The 13,380-nt window shown below is 68.2% G+C and carries 20 protein-coding genes; 15 read left to right on the forward strand and 5 right to left on the reverse strand.

Annotated features, from left to right (window positions below):
• Window positions 1-50: 50 nt before the first annotated feature.
• The 4 genes from LVB77_RS07620 to LVB77_RS07635 all read right to left on the reverse strand — a co-directional run bounded on the left by LVB77_RS07620 (window position 51) and on the right by LVB77_RS07635 (window position 3,583).
• A complete protein-coding gene (locus LVB77_RS07620; RefSeq protein ID WP_232909547.1) occupies window positions 51-347 on the reverse strand; it encodes a hypothetical protein in 297 nt (98 codons plus the stop codon).
• A gap of 66 nt (window positions 348-413) precedes the next feature.
• A complete protein-coding gene (locus tag LVB77_RS07625; RefSeq protein WP_232909548.1) occupies window positions 414-875 on the reverse strand; it encodes an ankyrin repeat domain-containing protein in 462 nt (153 codons plus the stop codon).
• Between the two features lie 29 nt (window positions 876-904).
• Entirely contained in the window at window positions 905-2,809 is a 1,905-nt protein-coding gene (gene parE / locus LVB77_RS07630) for a DNA topoisomerase IV subunit B (protein WP_232909549.1), read from the reverse strand.
• A 42-nt stretch (window positions 2,810-2,851) separates the two neighbouring features.
• Complete coding sequence (locus LVB77_RS07635; RefSeq protein ID WP_232909550.1) at window positions 2,852-3,583, reverse strand: hypothetical protein; 732 nt, start codon at window positions 3,581-3,583, stop codon at window positions 2,852-2,854.
• A gap of 255 nt (window positions 3,584-3,838) precedes the next feature.
• On the opposite strand from LVB77_RS07635, the gene LVB77_RS07640 reads away from it, so the two are divergent.
• The 3 genes from LVB77_RS07640 to LVB77_RS07650 all read left to right on the forward strand — a co-directional run bounded on the left by LVB77_RS07640 (window position 3,839) and on the right by LVB77_RS07650 (window position 4,927).
• A complete protein-coding gene (locus LVB77_RS07640; protein ID WP_232909551.1) occupies window positions 3,839-4,084 on the forward strand; it encodes a hypothetical protein in 246 nt (81 codons plus the stop codon).
• Window positions 4,081-4,506 carry a barstar family protein gene (locus tag LVB77_RS07645; RefSeq protein ID WP_232909552.1) on the forward strand — a complete coding sequence of 142 codons (426 nt, stop codon included), beginning with the start codon at window positions 4,081-4,083 and terminating at the stop codon, window positions 4,504-4,506. The genes LVB77_RS07640 and LVB77_RS07645 overlap by 4 nt, the downstream gene beginning before the upstream one ends.
• A gap of 175 nt (window positions 4,507-4,681) precedes the next feature.
• On the forward strand, window positions 4,682-4,927 hold the full coding sequence (locus tag LVB77_RS07650; RefSeq protein ID WP_232909553.1) for a hypothetical protein: 246 nt from the start codon (window positions 4,682-4,684) through the stop codon (window positions 4,925-4,927).
• 283 nt (window positions 4,928-5,210) lie between these two features.
• Here the strand turns inward: LVB77_RS07650 and LVB77_RS07655 are convergent, their stop codons facing one another.
• Window positions 5,211-5,597 carry a hypothetical protein gene (locus tag LVB77_RS07655; RefSeq protein WP_232909554.1) on the reverse strand — a complete coding sequence of 129 codons (387 nt, stop codon included), beginning with the start codon at window positions 5,595-5,597 and terminating at the stop codon, window positions 5,211-5,213.
• 239 nt (window positions 5,598-5,836) lie between these two features.
• Here LVB77_RS07655 and LVB77_RS07660 point away from each other — a divergent pair, with 239 nt between their 5' ends.
• The 12 genes from LVB77_RS07660 to LVB77_RS07715 all read left to right on the forward strand — a co-directional run bounded on the left by LVB77_RS07660 (window position 5,837) and on the right by LVB77_RS07715 (window position 13,343).
• Window positions 5,837-6,238 (forward strand): hypothetical protein, encoded by a 402-nt coding sequence (locus tag LVB77_RS07660; protein WP_232909555.1) that lies wholly within the window; start codon window positions 5,837-5,839, stop codon window positions 6,236-6,238.
• A gap of 44 nt (window positions 6,239-6,282) precedes the next feature.
• Complete coding sequence (locus tag LVB77_RS07665) at window positions 6,283-6,723, forward strand: nuclear transport factor 2 family protein (RefSeq protein ID WP_232909556.1); 441 nt, start codon at window positions 6,283-6,285, stop codon at window positions 6,721-6,723.
• 25 nt (window positions 6,724-6,748) lie between these two features.
• Window positions 6,749-7,162, forward strand: a complete 414-nt coding sequence (locus LVB77_RS07670) for a hypothetical protein (protein WP_232909557.1) — start codon at window positions 6,749-6,751, stop codon at window positions 7,160-7,162.
• Between the two features lie 17 nt (window positions 7,163-7,179).
• On the forward strand, window positions 7,180-7,698 hold the full coding sequence (locus LVB77_RS07675) for a YbjP/YqhG family protein (protein ID WP_232909558.1): 519 nt from the start codon (window positions 7,180-7,182) through the stop codon (window positions 7,696-7,698).
• A 21-nt stretch (window positions 7,699-7,719) separates the two neighbouring features.
• Window positions 7,720-7,923 (forward strand): zinc ribbon domain-containing protein, encoded by a 204-nt coding sequence (locus LVB77_RS07680; protein WP_232909559.1) that lies wholly within the window; start codon window positions 7,720-7,722, stop codon window positions 7,921-7,923.
• 4 nt (window positions 7,924-7,927) lie between these two features.
• Window positions 7,928-8,392 carry a GFA family protein gene (locus tag LVB77_RS07685; RefSeq protein WP_232909560.1) on the forward strand — a complete coding sequence of 155 codons (465 nt, stop codon included), beginning with the start codon at window positions 7,928-7,930 and terminating at the stop codon, window positions 8,390-8,392.
• Between the two features lie 80 nt (window positions 8,393-8,472).
• The gene (locus LVB77_RS07690) at window positions 8,473-9,168 is read left to right on the forward strand and encodes a phosphodiester glycosidase family protein (RefSeq protein ID WP_232909561.1); all 696 of its coding nucleotides are present in this window, start codon (window positions 8,473-8,475) and stop codon (window positions 9,166-9,168) included.
• Window positions 9,169-9,349: 181 nt separating this feature from the next.
• On the forward strand, window positions 9,350-9,736 hold the full coding sequence (locus LVB77_RS07695) for a DUF488 family protein (protein WP_232909562.1): 387 nt from the start codon (window positions 9,350-9,352) through the stop codon (window positions 9,734-9,736).
• 255 nt (window positions 9,737-9,991) lie between these two features.
• On the forward strand, window positions 9,992-11,650 hold the full coding sequence (locus LVB77_RS07700; protein ID WP_232909563.1) for a CTP synthase: 1,659 nt from the start codon (window positions 9,992-9,994) through the stop codon (window positions 11,648-11,650).
• Window positions 11,647-11,940, forward strand: coding sequence for a hypothetical protein (locus LVB77_RS07705; RefSeq protein ID WP_232909564.1), 294 nt, complete (start codon window positions 11,647-11,649; stop codon window positions 11,938-11,940). Before LVB77_RS07700 ends, LVB77_RS07705 begins: the two co-directional genes overlap by 4 nt.
• A gap of 39 nt (window positions 11,941-11,979) precedes the next feature.
• Entirely contained in the window at window positions 11,980-12,813 is an 834-nt protein-coding gene (gene kdsA, locus LVB77_RS07710) for a 3-deoxy-8-phosphooctulonate synthase (RefSeq protein WP_232909565.1), read from the forward strand.
• Window positions 12,813-13,343 (forward strand): hypothetical protein, encoded by a 531-nt coding sequence (locus LVB77_RS07715; protein WP_232909566.1) that lies wholly within the window; start codon window positions 12,813-12,815, stop codon window positions 13,341-13,343. Before kdsA ends, LVB77_RS07715 begins: the two co-directional genes overlap by 1 nt.
• Window positions 13,344-13,380: the final 37 nt, after the last annotated feature.

A 13,380-nucleotide genomic window follows, 5' to 3' on the forward strand; every position in this document is an offset into this window, starting at 1 on the left:
GGACGCAGCGCCGTTCGCGCGCTACGACGCCCGCACGCCGATCGCCGGACTCAGACGTACGCCGATTTCAGCATCAGCACCACGCCCGGCCCGAACAGCGCCGCCATCGCCAGCAGTATCAGACTGCGTGGCCGCTCGCCGCGCAGCCAACCGAGCACCGACAACAGCAGGGTGAAGAACGCGCACATCATCCAGATCAGGATCGATTCCCAGAAGCCGCACAGGCCGTCCGGGCAGGGACCGCCGGTGGTGTGCAGCAGCCAGATCAGCGGTGCGTGCATGGCGGCGGTGGCGATCGCGAGCCAGAGCAGGAGCGGGCGCGGCTGGGGCGGGCTGGCGGAGTTCATGGCGGGTCTCGATCCGGTGAACGTGCGCGATCGGACGGATGCGCCGCGCCATCGCGTAGCGCCGCGTTACCGCGCACGGTGCTGGGCATAGCTATACAGCAAGCCTAGCGTCGGCGCGAGGCGATCGCCGGGCCCACCGTCTTCAGATAAGCGACGTTGGCGCCTTTTCCATGCGCGTGCGCCACATCGATCGGCAGGCAGCCGCCGTCGTCCGCCGCGGTGTCCGCGCCAGCGCTGACCAGGATCGCGAGCGTCGCCGTGGCTGGCCGCCCAGTGCAACGGCGTGTAGCCGCGACTGGGCTCGCGCAAGTCGTGGCGCGCACCGGCCGCCAGCAGGCGGCGCACGATGTCGCTGCGGCCGTGCGCGGCGGCGCCGAACAACGCCGTCTCCCCGCCCGAATCCGGCCAGTTCGCATTGGCGCCGGCGGCGAGCAGGGCGTTCACTTCGTCCAGATCGCCCGACCACGCCGCGTAATGCAGCGCCGATTCGGCATGCCCGTCTTGCGCGCTCGCTTCCCGATCGGTCATGCCGTCCCTGCGCTACATCGGCGCCACGCTCAGACCTCCAGCGTCGCCAGATCGCCCTTGGTTTCCAGCCACTGCTTACGGTCGCCGGAACGCTTCTTGGCCAGCAGCATGTCCATCAGCGAATGGGTTTCGCTGCCGTCGTCTACAGTGAGTTGGACCAGGCGGCGGGTGTCGGGGTGGATGGTCGACTCGCGCAGCTGCGAGGCGTTCATCTCGCCCAGGCCCTTGAAGCGGGTGACGTTGATCGCGCCGCGGATCTTCTCGCGTTCGATCTTCTCCAGCAGGATGCGCTTCTCTTCCTCGTCCAGCGCATAGAACACCTGCTTGCCCACGTCGACGCGGAACAGCGGCGGCATCGCCACGAAGATGTGGCCGGACGCGACCAGCGCCGGGAAGTGCTTGAGGAACAGGGCGCTGAGCAGGGTCGCGATATGCAGCCCGTCGGAGTCGGCGTCGGCCAGGATGATGACCTTGCCGTAACGCAGGCCGGCGATGTCGTCCTTGCCCGGATCGCAGCCGATCGCCACCGCCAGGTCGTGCACTTCCTGCGAACCCAGCACGCTGCCGGAAGCGACTTCCCAGGTGTTGAGGATCTTGCCGCGCAGCGGCAGGATCGCCTGGAAGTCCTTGTCGCGCGCCTGCCGCGCGCTGCCGCCGGCCGAGTCGCCTTCCACCAGGAACAACTCGGTGCGCGAGAGGTCCTGCGAGGTGCAGTCGGCGAGCTTGCCGGGCAGGGCCGGGCCCTGGGTGATCTTCTTGCGGACGATCTGCTTCTCGGTCTTCAAACGCGCCGCGGCGCGCTCGATGGCGAGCTGCGCGATCTTCTCGCCCAGTTCGGTGTGCTGGTTCAGCCACAGCGAGAACGCATCGTGCGCGGCGCCCTCGACGAAGCCGGCGGCCTGGCGCGAGGACAGGCGTTCCTTGGTCTGGCCGCTGAACTGCGGGTCGGTCATCTTGACGCTGAGCACGAACGCGACCCGGTCCCACACGTCTTCCGGCGCCAGCTTGACGCCGCGCGGCAACAGGTTGCGGAAGTCGCAGAACTCGCGCAGCGCGTCGGTGAAGCCGGTGCGCAGGCCGTTGACGTGGGTGCCGTGCTGCGCGGTCGGGATCAGGTTGACGTAGCTCTCCTGCACCAGCTCGCCGTCCGGCACCCAGGCCACCGCCCAATCGGCGACCTCGGTGTCTTTCTTGAGCTGGCCGACGAACAGCTCCGGCGGCAGCAGCTCGCGGCCCTGCTGTCCGTTGGAGCGCAGCTCGCCCGACAGGTAATCGCGCAGGCCGTCCTCGTAGTACCACTGCGCGGTTTCGCCGCTGGCCACGTCGTGCAGCTTCACGGTCAGGCCCGGGCACAGCACCGCCTTGGCGCGCAGCAAGTGCTTGAGCGCGCGCAGGGCGAACTTGGGCGTGTCGAAGTACTTGGCGTCGGGCCAGAAGCGCACGCGGGTGCCGGTGTTCTTCTTGCCGACGCTGCCGACCACTTCCAGCGGCGTGGCGCGGTCGCCGTCCCGGAAGGTCATGCGGTATTCGTTGCCGTCGCGCTTGATGTGCACCTCGACCAGGGTCGAGAGCGCATTGACCACGCTGACGCCGACGCCGTGCAGGCCGCCGGAGAAGGTGTAGTTCTTGTTGCTGAACTTACCGCCGGCGTGCAGGCGGGTCAGGATCAGCTCGACGCCGGGGATTTTCTCCTCCGGATGGATGTCCACCGGCATGCCACGGCCGTCGTCGGAGACCTCGCAGCTGCCGTCGGCGTGCAGGGTGACCTCGATGTTGCGCGCGTGCCCGGCCAGGGCTTCGTCGACCGCGTTGTCGATCACCTCCTGGGCCAGGTGGTTGGGCCGGGAGGTGTCGGTGTACATGCCCGGACGGCGTTTGACGGGGTCCAGGCCGGAAAGGACTTCGATATCGGCGGCGTTGTAACGACTGCTCATGAAACCTGCGTGGAGTAGTGACGCGTGGGGGATGTGTAGGGCTTAGCGCCCGGCCTCGACGGCCTGCAACTGGGCGCCAGTGTAGGGGTTGTAGCGGTAACCGCCCGGGAAGATCTCGCCATTGGCCGGATCGCGCCGCGCCGGCAGCAGGCCGCCCAGGGGCAGGCGGAAGCTGAACTCGCTACCGTCCAGCCGGACCCGCATCTTGCCATCCCCGAGCGGGTCGGCGACCGGTCGGCCGTCTTTGTCCTGGCCCGGGAACACGTAGAACTGCATATTCTCGCCGGCCGGCCCGATCATGCTGGTCAGCATCGGCCGCATGGTAGCCAGCAGCTCTTTCAGCTCCCGATCGACCTGGTCGGCCGCGATCGGCCGATGGCTGCCGCCGTGCATGTCGATCAGCTGCAGCTTGCTGCGCAGGTCGGTTTCGCTGGTGAAGCTGACCTGTTCGCCGTCCAGATTGCCGATCCGCAGCGCCGCGATCACCGTATGGCGGGTGAACAGGTCCTGGAAGTGCCGGGACACCTCGTCGGAGGTCTTCTTGGCCGCGCCCTTGGCCTCGGCGTTTTGCCGGTCCAGCACATAGGCCCATAGCTGCGGCGGCAGCCACCAGACCATTTCGCTGCCGTTGACGCCGCCGCCGGTCTTCTGGGTGTCGCTCATCAGTTCGTCGACGCGGATCTCGGCGATCGGCACCCCGGTATGGCCGGCCCAGGCCGGCGCGGCGGCCGCCAGGGCCAGGCACAACATGAACGATAGACGCAGACGGCGCATGGAACGGTTCCCCCTGAATGAGCGCAGCGAGCATGGCGATGGGGTCGGGCGCGGTCAAGCCGGGGCGCCGCGATGGGTTTGGCGCCGGACTTGTCTATATTGCGTGTCCTTACGCCGGTCTCCGCCAGGGCCAGTCCGCCGAAATTCGGCCGGGCGGGCCACGGTGCCGATCCGGTGCGGTCTTCGGACCGATATCGCCATGCGGATGGTCTGCAAGGCCACGAATAAACCTTAGGGCCGGAGGGGCGGGTGAGGATGCAAGGCAAGACGCGTCGACGCTGGGGGCTGGTATCGCTGATCTTCGGCGTGGCCTGTTTGGTGTTCGCCGTCTGTTCACCCGATTCGGAGCCTGTCACGCTGGTCCAGCTGAGTTCTCACAGCTATCTGCGGATGGTGCCCGCGCCGTCGTGGCAGACATCGCTGTATGGCGTGTGCTTTCTGGCGCTGGCCGCCTACTTGCTCATGACGTCCCGCACCGGCCGTCAGGAGCCGGATGCATGAACGATGGCCTCGGAACGAAAGCCGTCGTAGAGATCGACGGAGCCGATTTTTCGACGCTCGAGGAATTCTTCAGCCACTTCGATCAGCGCGCCCTGTGCGGGCAACACGACTGGGGCCGCAACCTGGACGCGTTCAACGATGTGCTGCGCGGCGGATTCGGGACGCCCGACGGCGGCTTCGTACTGCGATGGAAACAGCATGCGCTGTCCCGGCAACGCCTGGGCCATGCCGAGACCGTCCGCCAACTGCGCCTGCGCTTGCAGCGCTGCCATCCCGACAATACCGAGCGCGTGCGCGCCGATCTGGATCGCGCTTTGCTGGGCCAGGGGGCGACCGTGTTCGATTGGCTGGTCGGGATCGTTCGCGTTCACGGCCCGGACGGCGCGGAAGCGCAAGACGGCGTCGAGCTGGCGCTGGACTGATCCGGCGGCGCGGACCCGCGCCGCGGCCGTCGCGCGGCGTCTGTCCGCAGGCGTTAACATTCGCTCATTCAGTCGCGAGCATGGAAACAGGCGCTACGGTCGCGCCGTCGCTGAGGGGAGCGGCCTAGGCGCCCCGCCTTTCCCTGTGAGCCCCACGACATCGGAGGACCGCACCATGAGCACCCGCAAGTATTGGATTCCCAGCCTGATCGCCGCCGCCCTGGTGGCACCGTTGGCGATGGCGCAGGACGCCGCCCAGAACCCGACCGCCGAGCAGGCGGCCGCGCAGGCGCAGAAGAAGGCCGAGGCGGCCGAGAAGGCCAAGGCCGAGCAGGCCGAAAAGGACAAGAAGAAAGACAAGAAGAAGGACAAGGCGGCCGATCCGACCGCCGAGCCGGAAGAGGAAGACGGCAAGCGTTAAGGCTTGCGTTCCGCGGGGTGCGCTCGTTCGGGCGCACCCCGGTCGCCGCCGCGACCGCGTCGCTGGCGAATCTTCGGCGCAGCGCGCCGCAGCGCCATACTGACTCGTGCATCGCGCCGGGCGCCGATACGTTCCGCTCGATCCTTGCGCGGCGGAGCACACATACACACTCGATCATTCCACCGCGGTCGGCCGCTCGGCGGCCAACGCCGCTGGCGGCTGCGCCGCGCGAAGACTGTTCGGACATTCGCGGCGGCCACGGCCGCGCGCAGCCGGCTCGACCTTACTCGCTGTCCATTCGTGCTTGCGCCGGCCCCAGCGAGCCATCGGCAAGGATGGGATGGAAGCCCTGCGCACTGAGCTTCCAAAGTTGCGGCAAGGGCTTGGCCATGTCGTCCGGGACGAAACCGATGCCGCAGGCTTGGCAATAGAGGCCGGACACGAATTGCTGCAGCGGCGCCTGCGCGATGGCATCGGGCTTGAGGCCGTCGACGCTGAGCTGGCCGCGGCAGTCGCAAGCCGATCGGGTTTCGGGGGCGTGTGCGAAATGCGCGTCATCGAACGCCGCGATCAGCAGCAGTTTCGGGCGCAGGTCCGCCGTGCCTGCGCAGCGCGGGCATGCCGGAGCGCGGACAGTGGCGGCGGCAGTCGGTTCCAAGGGGTCGGGCATGGGAGTTCGCCGCGAATCGAGACGGGCAGCTTAGCCGACAGGACGCAGCCCAGCGCGGTCGCAGTGGCGGCTGCCCGCGCGGCCCCGTAGATTGACGGCACACCGTCCAGGCCGAGGCCTGTCCGATCCAGCCACAGCGGATGCCGCGCAAGCACCATGATGTCGATCGTCGGCCGGCCATGTAGCAAGACCTGCCGCGATCGCGGTGGCCCGATCGCATCGCCGCAGGCGGGCGCCGTATGAGCGCCGCGGCGCCGGCGGTTCGCGAACCGTTGCAGTACCTCGCCAGGCGCTGGCTGACCTGGCTGGTGTTGTTGGCGACCGCGGCCATGTTCCTGGTCGGCATCGCGATGCTCGCCGGTACCCTCGATTGGAACCAGAACGTGTTCGATCAGATCGGCCACATGGCGGCGTTCGCCGGCGATCTGGTCGGCGTCGCGATCGAGTCGTTTTCCAAAGCGCCCAAGGTGGCGATCTACGTCGCCGTCCTGGTCACGGCCTACGCCGTGGCGCCATGGCTGCTGGCCCGCACTCGCCGGGAACGGCGCCTGGCGCTGTGTCATATCGTGGTCGCCCCGCTGGCCGCGGGGCTTTGCGTGATGGCCGTGGTGGCCAAGGTGCTGGCGGGCATGGCCATGTGAGGCGCCGTGCGCCGTCGTCGTACGGAACCGTTCGGGAGGATGCGATGAACCAGGGCCCAGCCCCATTCCTGCATGCGTTGCAGGCCTACCGCGCCACGGTGCGGGCCAAGGACGTGGAGGCGTTCGTGGCGCTGTACGCGCAAGACGTGCACGTGTTCGACATGTGGGGGCGCTGGACCTTGCAGGGCCTGCCGGCCTGGCGGGCCATGGCGACGGAGTGGTTCGCCTCGTTGGGCGACGAGTACGTCGTGGTGGATTTCGACGGGGTCGATGGCGCCGCGGACGGCGACCTGGCGATGGGCCACGCGATCCTCACCTACACCGGCCACGCCGCCGACGGCCGGCCGCTGCGCTCGCTGAGCAACCGCATCAGCGCGATGCTGCGTCGCGAACAGGGTGTGTGGAAAATCTTCCACGAACACACCTCGGCGCCGATCGATCATCGGACCACGCAGGCGCTGTTGCACAGGGACGAGTCGGCATAAAATGCCGCAGAACCTGGGGGAATGCATGCTAGCCACCGTACTGCTGGTCGTCAGCGCCGCCGTGTTGTTCTCGCTGGGCGCGATCCACCTCGTCATCACCTTCGTCGGTCCCAAACTCAAGCCGCGCGATCCGGCGTTGCTGGCGCGCATGCGCGAGGTCTCGCCCGGGATCACCGGGCGGGCGAGCATGTGGGACTTCTGGGTCGGCTTCAACGTCAGCCACAGCATGGCGGCGCTGTTGTACGGCGCGATCTACGGCTATCTGGCCATCGCGCATCCCGACCTGCTGTTCTCCTCGGTCTACCTGCTGGCCGTGGGCGCGCTGACGCTGGGCGGGCTGCTGATCGTCGGCAAAATCTATTGGTTCAGGGCGCCGTTGATCGGCATCAGCGTTTCGCTGCTGTGTTACGTGGCCGGCGTGGCGGCGGCGCTGAGCTAGCGCTCACGGGAGAGGGCATGGCCGATCTGCGTAGTCGGTTCGCGGCCGCGATGTTGGCGAGCCTGATGGCCGGCGTTCCGGGCATGGCCCTGGCTGGGGATCGGCCCGTACGGGTGGTCGCGGATTTTTACGACCGGCTCATCTACCCCGATCCGCCCGAGCCCCGGCGGGAGCGGTTCGCCGCGATGGCGCCGTTCCTGGGCGAGGAACTGTATCGGGCCTTGCGCGCCTATGAGGCATACGAACGCGCCTGCGCGCGTATCGTCGCCGCCGACATCAAGCCGCACATGATCGACCAGAGCCCGTTCTTTCTGGCGCCGGACGGCGCCAAGACGATGCTGGAGGCGTCGCAGCGCGTGCAGGGCGATGTCGCGCGGGTTTCGGTCATCTTGGCCTACGATGATGTGCGCTGGACCGACACCGTGCTGTTGGAAAAGCAGCGCGGCCGCTGGGCGATACTCGACATCCGTTGGCAGGACGGCGGTTCGTTGACCGCGCGGCTGTCGGAGTTCGCGAAGTACCGTTGCACGCCCTGATCCTTCACACAGGAGCGAGTCATGTCGTCGTTTCGCTGCCTCAAATGCAATGGCGAGTCCTGCACGGTAGGCGAATTGCGCGCGGCGGGCGGCCTGGTGTCGTCCGTGCTGGACGTGTCCACCAACAAGTTCAAATACGTCAGCTGCGAGACCTGCGGCTATACCGAGTTCTACCGCGCCGATCTGTCGTCTGGCGCCAAGATCTTCGACTTCCTGGTGGGGTGAGCGGATGGGCGACGGCGTCGACGATGCGGCGCCAGGCGCCGTCGAGCTTCACGGCGGCTGCCACTGCGGCGCGTTGCGGCTGGTGTACCGCACGGCCTTGGCGCCGGCCGACACCGCGCCGCGCGCTTGCGATTGCAGCTACTGCCGCATGCACGGCGCGGCCTATGTGTCCGATCCCGCCGGCGCGCTGACGATCCGCGTGTCGGACCCGCAATGCCTGCGGTCCTACCGCCAGGGCTCGGAAGCGGCGCTGTTCCGCCTCTGCGGCCGCTGCGGCGTGCTGGTGGCGGTGACCTACGCCCAGGACGGACGCGACTACGCGGCGGTGAACGCCGGCTGCCTCGATAATCGCGACGAGTTCGCCGCCTGGGTACCGGCCTCGCCGCAGCGCTTGAGCCGCGAACAGAAGATCGGCCGCTGGACGCAGCTGTGGGTGCCAGAGGTACGGTGGGAGGAGCTGCCCGGTTGATCGAGGGCCCGGGTCGGCAGCGTCCGGCCTTCGGACGGCGGCCGCTCCGACTTCGCGGGCCTGGCGCTAGGATGGCGGCCATGAAAGCAGGCTTCCTACTCGCGCTGGCCGCGTTCTTCGGTTTCGCGCACGCACGCGAGCCGCACTACACCGTGATGCCGGTGGACACGCGCCGCGACGACCTGCGCCTGTTCCTCGACGACGAGCGCGGCCAGCCGCTGCACCGCCTCAAGCGCCTGGAGGCGTGGCTGAAACCGCAGGGCAAGCGCCTGCGTTTCGCCATGAACGCCGGCATGTACGAACCCGACTACTCGCCGGTGGGCCTGTATGTGGCCGATGGCCGCGAGCGGGCGCCGCTGAATCTGGCCGAGGGCGAGGGCAACTTCTACCTCAAGCCCAACGGCGTGTTCCTGGTCGGCGCGGACGGGCCGAAAGTGGTCGAGTCCTCGCAGTATCCGGCGCTGGCCGCGGGCGTGCGGCTGGCCACCCAATCCGGGCCGTTGCTGCTGCATCACGGAACCGTCCATCCGCGTTTCGATCCGGCCTCGAAGTCGCGCCAGATCCGCAACGGCGTCGGTGTGCGCGGCGACATCGCCTACTTCGTGATCAGCGACAACCCGGTGACCCTGTACGAGTTCGCGCTGTATTTCCGCGACACGCTCCAGTGTTCGGACGCCTTGTACCTGGACGGCGCGATCTCGGGCCTGTACGCGCCCGCGCTGCGCCGTTACGACTCCGGCCCCAAGCTCGGGCCGATGATAGGCGTGGTCGAGTAAGCGGCGGCGCGAGGCCGGCCGAGGCGCTCGCTCAGGACGGGCGCGATCTGTTCGCCATGGCCGTGTGCCGCGCGGTCCTGGCCGCGGATATCGCCCTGGGCTATCGTGATGCGCGACGCACCTGGCCCGCGCACGCACCGGCGCCGCGGCGCGATGAGGCCGGACCCGGCTAGGAGACGCCATGGCCGTACGTATCGTCAGACTCGGCAGCCCGCGCACGCCCGGCGAAGGCCTGCGCATCGGTACCGTGCGGCGGCCGCCGCGCGGCGTGCCCAAGAGCGAATTCGCGCGCCAGGACTGGTACGACGTCTGGTTCCCGAACCTCGCGCCCAGCGCCGAGACCGTCAAGCAGGCCCTGGACGCGCAGACGCCGGCGCAATGGAACGCGTTCGTGCGCAAGTACAAGGCCGAGATGGCCGCGCCGGACGCCAGCCACGCGCTGCAACTGCTGGCGTCGCTGTCCCTGGACAGCGACTTCTCGGTCGGCTGCTATTGCGAGGACGAGGCGCGCTGCCACCGGTCGGTGCTGCGGACGTTGCTGGAGGAGCGCGGCGCCAAGCTGGCCTGAGGCCGTCGCCGGTGCCCGGTCTGGGGTAGGAGCGGCGTGAGCCGCGACCGCGAACTGAGCGGCCCGCGCCGGTCGCGGCTCACCCCGCTCCTAGCGCAAAGCCGACGGGAGGGCGCCGCCGCCGCTGCGTTCAAGACGCCTAAAGCCTTGTCCTGCCTGACTTTGCGCCGAATAGGCCCGGTCCGGCGCCCTGTCAAGCAGTCGCGGGCCGGTCGCCTTGCCGGTAAACTACGGCTTTCCAGCGGCAGTAAAACCATGACTCCCCTGATTTTCGTCACCGGCGGCGTGGTGTCCTCGCTAGGCAAGGGCATTGCGGCAGCCTCGTTGGCGGCCATCCTCGAAGCGCGCGGCCTGCGCGTGACGATGATGAAGCTCGACCCCTACATCAACGTCGATCCGGGCACCATGAGCCCGTTCCAGCACGGCGAGGTCTACGTCACCGACGACGGCGCCGAGACCGACCTGGACCTGGGCCATTACGAGCGCTACCTGCGCACCCGGCTCAGCCGCAAGAACTCGATCACCACCGGCCGCATCTACGAGAACGTGATCCGCAAGGAGCGCCGCGGCGACTACCTGGGCGGCACCGTGCAGGTGATCCCGCACATCACCGACGAGATCAAGCGCTGCATCGTCGAGGCCACCGAAGGCTTCGACGTGGCCCTGGTCGAGGTCGGCGGCACGGTCGGCGACATCGAGTCGCTGCCGTTCCTGGAGGCGATTCGCCAGCTGCGCACCGAGCGCGGCCCGGAGTACGCGCTGTTCATGCATCTGACCTTGGTGCCGTTTATCGCCGCCGCCGGCGAGCTCAAGACCAAGCCGACCCAGCATTCGGTCAAGGAACTGCGCTCCATCGGCATCCAGCCCGACGTGCTGCTGTGCCGCAGCGAGCAGCCGCTGCCCGACAGCGAGCGCCGCAAGATCGCGCTGTTCACCAACGTGCCCGAGCGCGCGGTGATCTCGGCGGTGGATCTGGACAACATCTACAAGCTGCCGCAGTGGTTCCACGAGCAGGGCCTGGATGCGATCGTGCTGGAGCGCCTGCGTCTGGACTCCGGCCCGGCCGATCTGCGCGAATGGCACGAAGTGGTGGACGCGTCCGAGCATCCGGTCGACGAGGTGACGATTGCGGTGGTCGGCAAGTACATCGATCACCAGGACGCCTACAAGTCGCTGGCCGAAGCGCTCAAGCACGGCGGCCTGCGCCAGCGTACCAAGGTCAAGCTGAAGTGGCTGGAATCCAGCGAGATCGAGCGCGACGGCATCGAGTCGCTGAAGGATGTCGACGGCATCCTGGTGCCCGGCGGCTTCGGCGACCGCGGCTTCGAGGGCAAGGTCGCCACGGCCAAATATGCGCGCGAAAACGCCGTGCCGTATTTCGGCATCTGCTACGGCATGCAGGCGGCGGTGGTCGATTACGCACGCCACGTCGCCGGCCTGGACGGCGCCAACAGCACCGAGAACGACAAGGCCAGCGCGCATCCGGTGATCGGCCTGATCACCGAGTGGCGCACCGCCACCGGCGAGGTCGAGCGCCGCAGCGAGGACAGCGACCTGGGCGGCACCATGCGCCTGGGCCTGCAGGATCAGCGCATCAAGCCGGGCACGCTGGCGCGCGAGCTGTACGGTAAGGACGTGGTCGGCGAGCGTCACCGCCATCGCTACGAGTTCAACAACCGCTACCGCACCCAGCTCGAGGACGCCGGCCTGGTGATCGCGGCCAAGTCCATGGACGACCTGCTGGTGGAGATGGTCGAGCTGCCCAAGTCGCAGCACCCGTGGTTCCTGGCCTGCCAGGCGCATCCGGAATTCCTGTCGACGCCGCGCGATGGCCACCCGCTGTTCATCGGTTTCGTGCGCGCCGCGCGCGAGGCCAAGGCTGGCGGCAAGCTGTTGAAGGAAGTGCGGGGATGACGCAGGCCGCGCAGGCCGCGCCCGCCAGCTCCACGGCGCTGAAACTCGGCGCCTGGCTGGCGACGGCCTGTCTGGCCGTGCCGCTGTTGAGCGCCGGGCTGTATCACTACTGGCAGCAATCCACCGGCGCGGGCGACGCCTATGCGATGGTGGCGATGTGGTTCCTGCTCGGCACGCTGGCGATCGAAGTGCCGTTGTTGCTGATCACCGTGGTCGTGCTGGTGGTCGGCACGGCGAAGCATGTACGCAGTCGCCGGATCGCCAAGTTGGCTTCCGGATCGGCCTCCTGACCGGCCCCTGATCGGGCTCTGTCCCATTGGAAACACACCATGAAGCTCTGCGGTTTTGACGTCGGCCTGGATCAACCGTTCTTTCTGATCGCCGGTCCCTGCGTGATCGAGTCGATGCAGTTGCAGCTCGACGTGGCCGGACAGCTCAAGGAGATCACCGGCGAGCTCGGCATTCCCTTCATCTTCAAGTCCAGCTTCGACAAGGCCAACCGCACCTCGGCGACGAGTTTCCGCGGCCCGGGCATGGAGGAAGGCCTGAAGGTGCTGGCCGAGGTCAAGCGCCAGCTCGATCTGCCGGTGCTGACCGACGTGCACGAATACACGCCGATGGACGAGGTCGCCTCGGTCGTCGACGTGTTGCAGACCCCGGCCTTCCTGTGCCGGCAGACCGATTTCATCCAGAACGTGGCGCGCGCCGGCAAGCCGGTCAATATCAAGAAGGGCCAGTTCCTGTCGCCCTGGGAGATGAAGCACGTCACCGCCAAGGCCAAGGCCGTCGGCAACGAACAGATCATGGCCTGCGAGCGCGGCGCCAGCTTCGGCTACAACAACCTGGTCAGCGACATGCGCTCGCTGTCGGTGATGCGCGACACCGGCTGTCCGGTGGTGTTCGACGCGACCCATTCGGTGCAGTTGCCTGGCGGCATGGACGGCAAGTCCGGCGGCCAGCGCGAGTTCGTGCCGGTGCTGGCGCGCGCGGCGATGGCGGTGGGCATTTCCGGCATCTTCATGGAAACCCATCCGCGCCCCGAGGAGGCTTTGTCCGACGGCCCCAACGCGGTGCCGCTGCCGAAGATGCGCGCGCTGCTGGAGACGCTGGTCGAGCTGGACCGCATCACCAAGAAGAACGGCTTCCTCGAGAGTTCGTTCTGATGGGCGCCGGCGGCGACAGACGGCGCGGCCTGCGTTTGGCCGCGCTCGCCGGCGTCGTGATGGCGTTCGCGGCGTCGGCCGCGCCGCCGCCGACCGCTGCGGCCGCCGTCGAATCGTCCAAGTCCGGCGACGAGGCGCTTGCGATCGAGCTGGGCCAGCGCGCCGGCGAACTGTACAAGTGCGTCGGTCCCTACATGCAGAGCCTCGGCGGTGCCAAGGTCGCGGCGCGGATTCATGCCGCCGGCCGTTATCCGAGCCTGGTGGTGGCCGCCTCCAGCGTGCTCGGCTCGTCCCACCTGACCGTGCTGTCCGCGCGCGACAACCCCGCCGGCAGCGCCGGCCAGACCCAGTCCCTGATCGTCGCGCTGGGCCTGTTCGCCAGCGAAGAAGGCGGCACCGTGCGCCAGGATCTGCTGCGCGCCAAGGCCGTGGCCGTGGTCGCCAGCGAGATCGCCGGCGTCAGCGACGGACGCTGTCAGACCGCGCCCGAGCTGGCCGCGGCGATGGCGCGCGTCGCGCCCGAACCCTGACGAACTTGCGTCGCCGCCGCTAATTTCATTCCATACC

The sequence above is a fragment of the Lysobacter sp. 5GHs7-4 genome (assembly GCF_021284765.1).
Taxonomy (GTDB): Bacteria; Pseudomonadota; Gammaproteobacteria; order Xanthomonadales; family Xanthomonadaceae; genus Lysobacter.

What these genes read in the sequence shown, in the direction of transcription:
- parE (WP_232909549.1), bottom strand. Translation starts at nt 2,809, where the DNA reads ATGAGCAGTCGTTACAACGCCGCCGATATCGAAGTCCTTTCCGGCCTG.
- kdsA (WP_232909565.1), top strand. Translation starts at nt 11,980, where the DNA reads ATGAAGCTCTGCGGTTTTGACGTCGGCCTGGATCAACCGTTCTTTCTG.
- LVB77_RS07675 (WP_232909558.1), top strand. Translation starts at nt 7,180, where the DNA reads ATGGCCGATCTGCGTAGTCGGTTCGCGGCCGCGATGTTGGCGAGCCTG.
- LVB77_RS07645 (WP_232909552.1), top strand. Translation starts at nt 4,081, where the DNA reads ATGAACGATGGCCTCGGAACGAAAGCCGTCGTAGAGATCGACGGAGCC.
- LVB77_RS07635 (WP_232909550.1), bottom strand. Translation starts at nt 3,583, where the DNA reads ATGCGCCGTCTGCGTCTATCGTTCATGTTGTGCCTGGCCCTGGCGGCC.
- LVB77_RS07665 (WP_232909556.1), top strand. Translation starts at nt 6,283, where the DNA reads ATGAACCAGGGCCCAGCCCCATTCCTGCATGCGTTGCAGGCCTACCGC.
- LVB77_RS07690 (WP_232909561.1), top strand. Translation starts at nt 8,473, where the DNA reads ATGAAAGCAGGCTTCCTACTCGCGCTGGCCGCGTTCTTCGGTTTCGCG.
- LVB77_RS07680 (WP_232909559.1), top strand. Translation starts at nt 7,720, where the DNA reads ATGTCGTCGTTTCGCTGCCTCAAATGCAATGGCGAGTCCTGCACGGTA.
- LVB77_RS07700 (WP_232909563.1), top strand. Translation starts at nt 9,992, where the DNA reads ATGACTCCCCTGATTTTCGTCACCGGCGGCGTGGTGTCCTCGCTAGGC.
- LVB77_RS07625 (WP_232909548.1), bottom strand. Translation starts at nt 875, where the DNA reads ATGACCGATCGGGAAGCGAGCGCGCAAGACGGGCATGCCGAATCGGCG.
- LVB77_RS07685 (WP_232909560.1), top strand. Translation starts at nt 7,928, where the DNA reads ATGGGCGACGGCGTCGACGATGCGGCGCCAGGCGCCGTCGAGCTTCAC.
- LVB77_RS07620 (WP_232909547.1), bottom strand. Translation starts at nt 347, where the DNA reads ATGAACTCCGCCAGCCCGCCCCAGCCGCGCCCGCTCCTGCTCTGGCTC.
- LVB77_RS07655 (WP_232909554.1), bottom strand. Translation starts at nt 5,597, where the DNA reads ATGCCCGACCCCTTGGAACCGACTGCCGCCGCCACTGTCCGCGCTCCG.
- LVB77_RS07640 (WP_232909551.1), top strand. Translation starts at nt 3,839, where the DNA reads ATGCAAGGCAAGACGCGTCGACGCTGGGGGCTGGTATCGCTGATCTTC.
- LVB77_RS07670 (WP_232909557.1), top strand. Translation starts at nt 6,749, where the DNA reads ATGCTAGCCACCGTACTGCTGGTCGTCAGCGCCGCCGTGTTGTTCTCG.
- LVB77_RS07715 (WP_232909566.1), top strand. Translation starts at nt 12,813, where the DNA reads ATGGGCGCCGGCGGCGACAGACGGCGCGGCCTGCGTTTGGCCGCGCTC.
- LVB77_RS07705 (WP_232909564.1), top strand. Translation starts at nt 11,647, where the DNA reads ATGACGCAGGCCGCGCAGGCCGCGCCCGCCAGCTCCACGGCGCTGAAA.
- LVB77_RS07650 (WP_232909553.1), top strand. Translation starts at nt 4,682, where the DNA reads ATGAGCACCCGCAAGTATTGGATTCCCAGCCTGATCGCCGCCGCCCTG.
- LVB77_RS07695 (WP_232909562.1), top strand. Translation starts at nt 9,350, where the DNA reads ATGGCCGTACGTATCGTCAGACTCGGCAGCCCGCGCACGCCCGGCGAA.
- LVB77_RS07660 (WP_232909555.1), top strand. Translation starts at nt 5,837, where the DNA reads ATGAGCGCCGCGGCGCCGGCGGTTCGCGAACCGTTGCAGTACCTCGCC.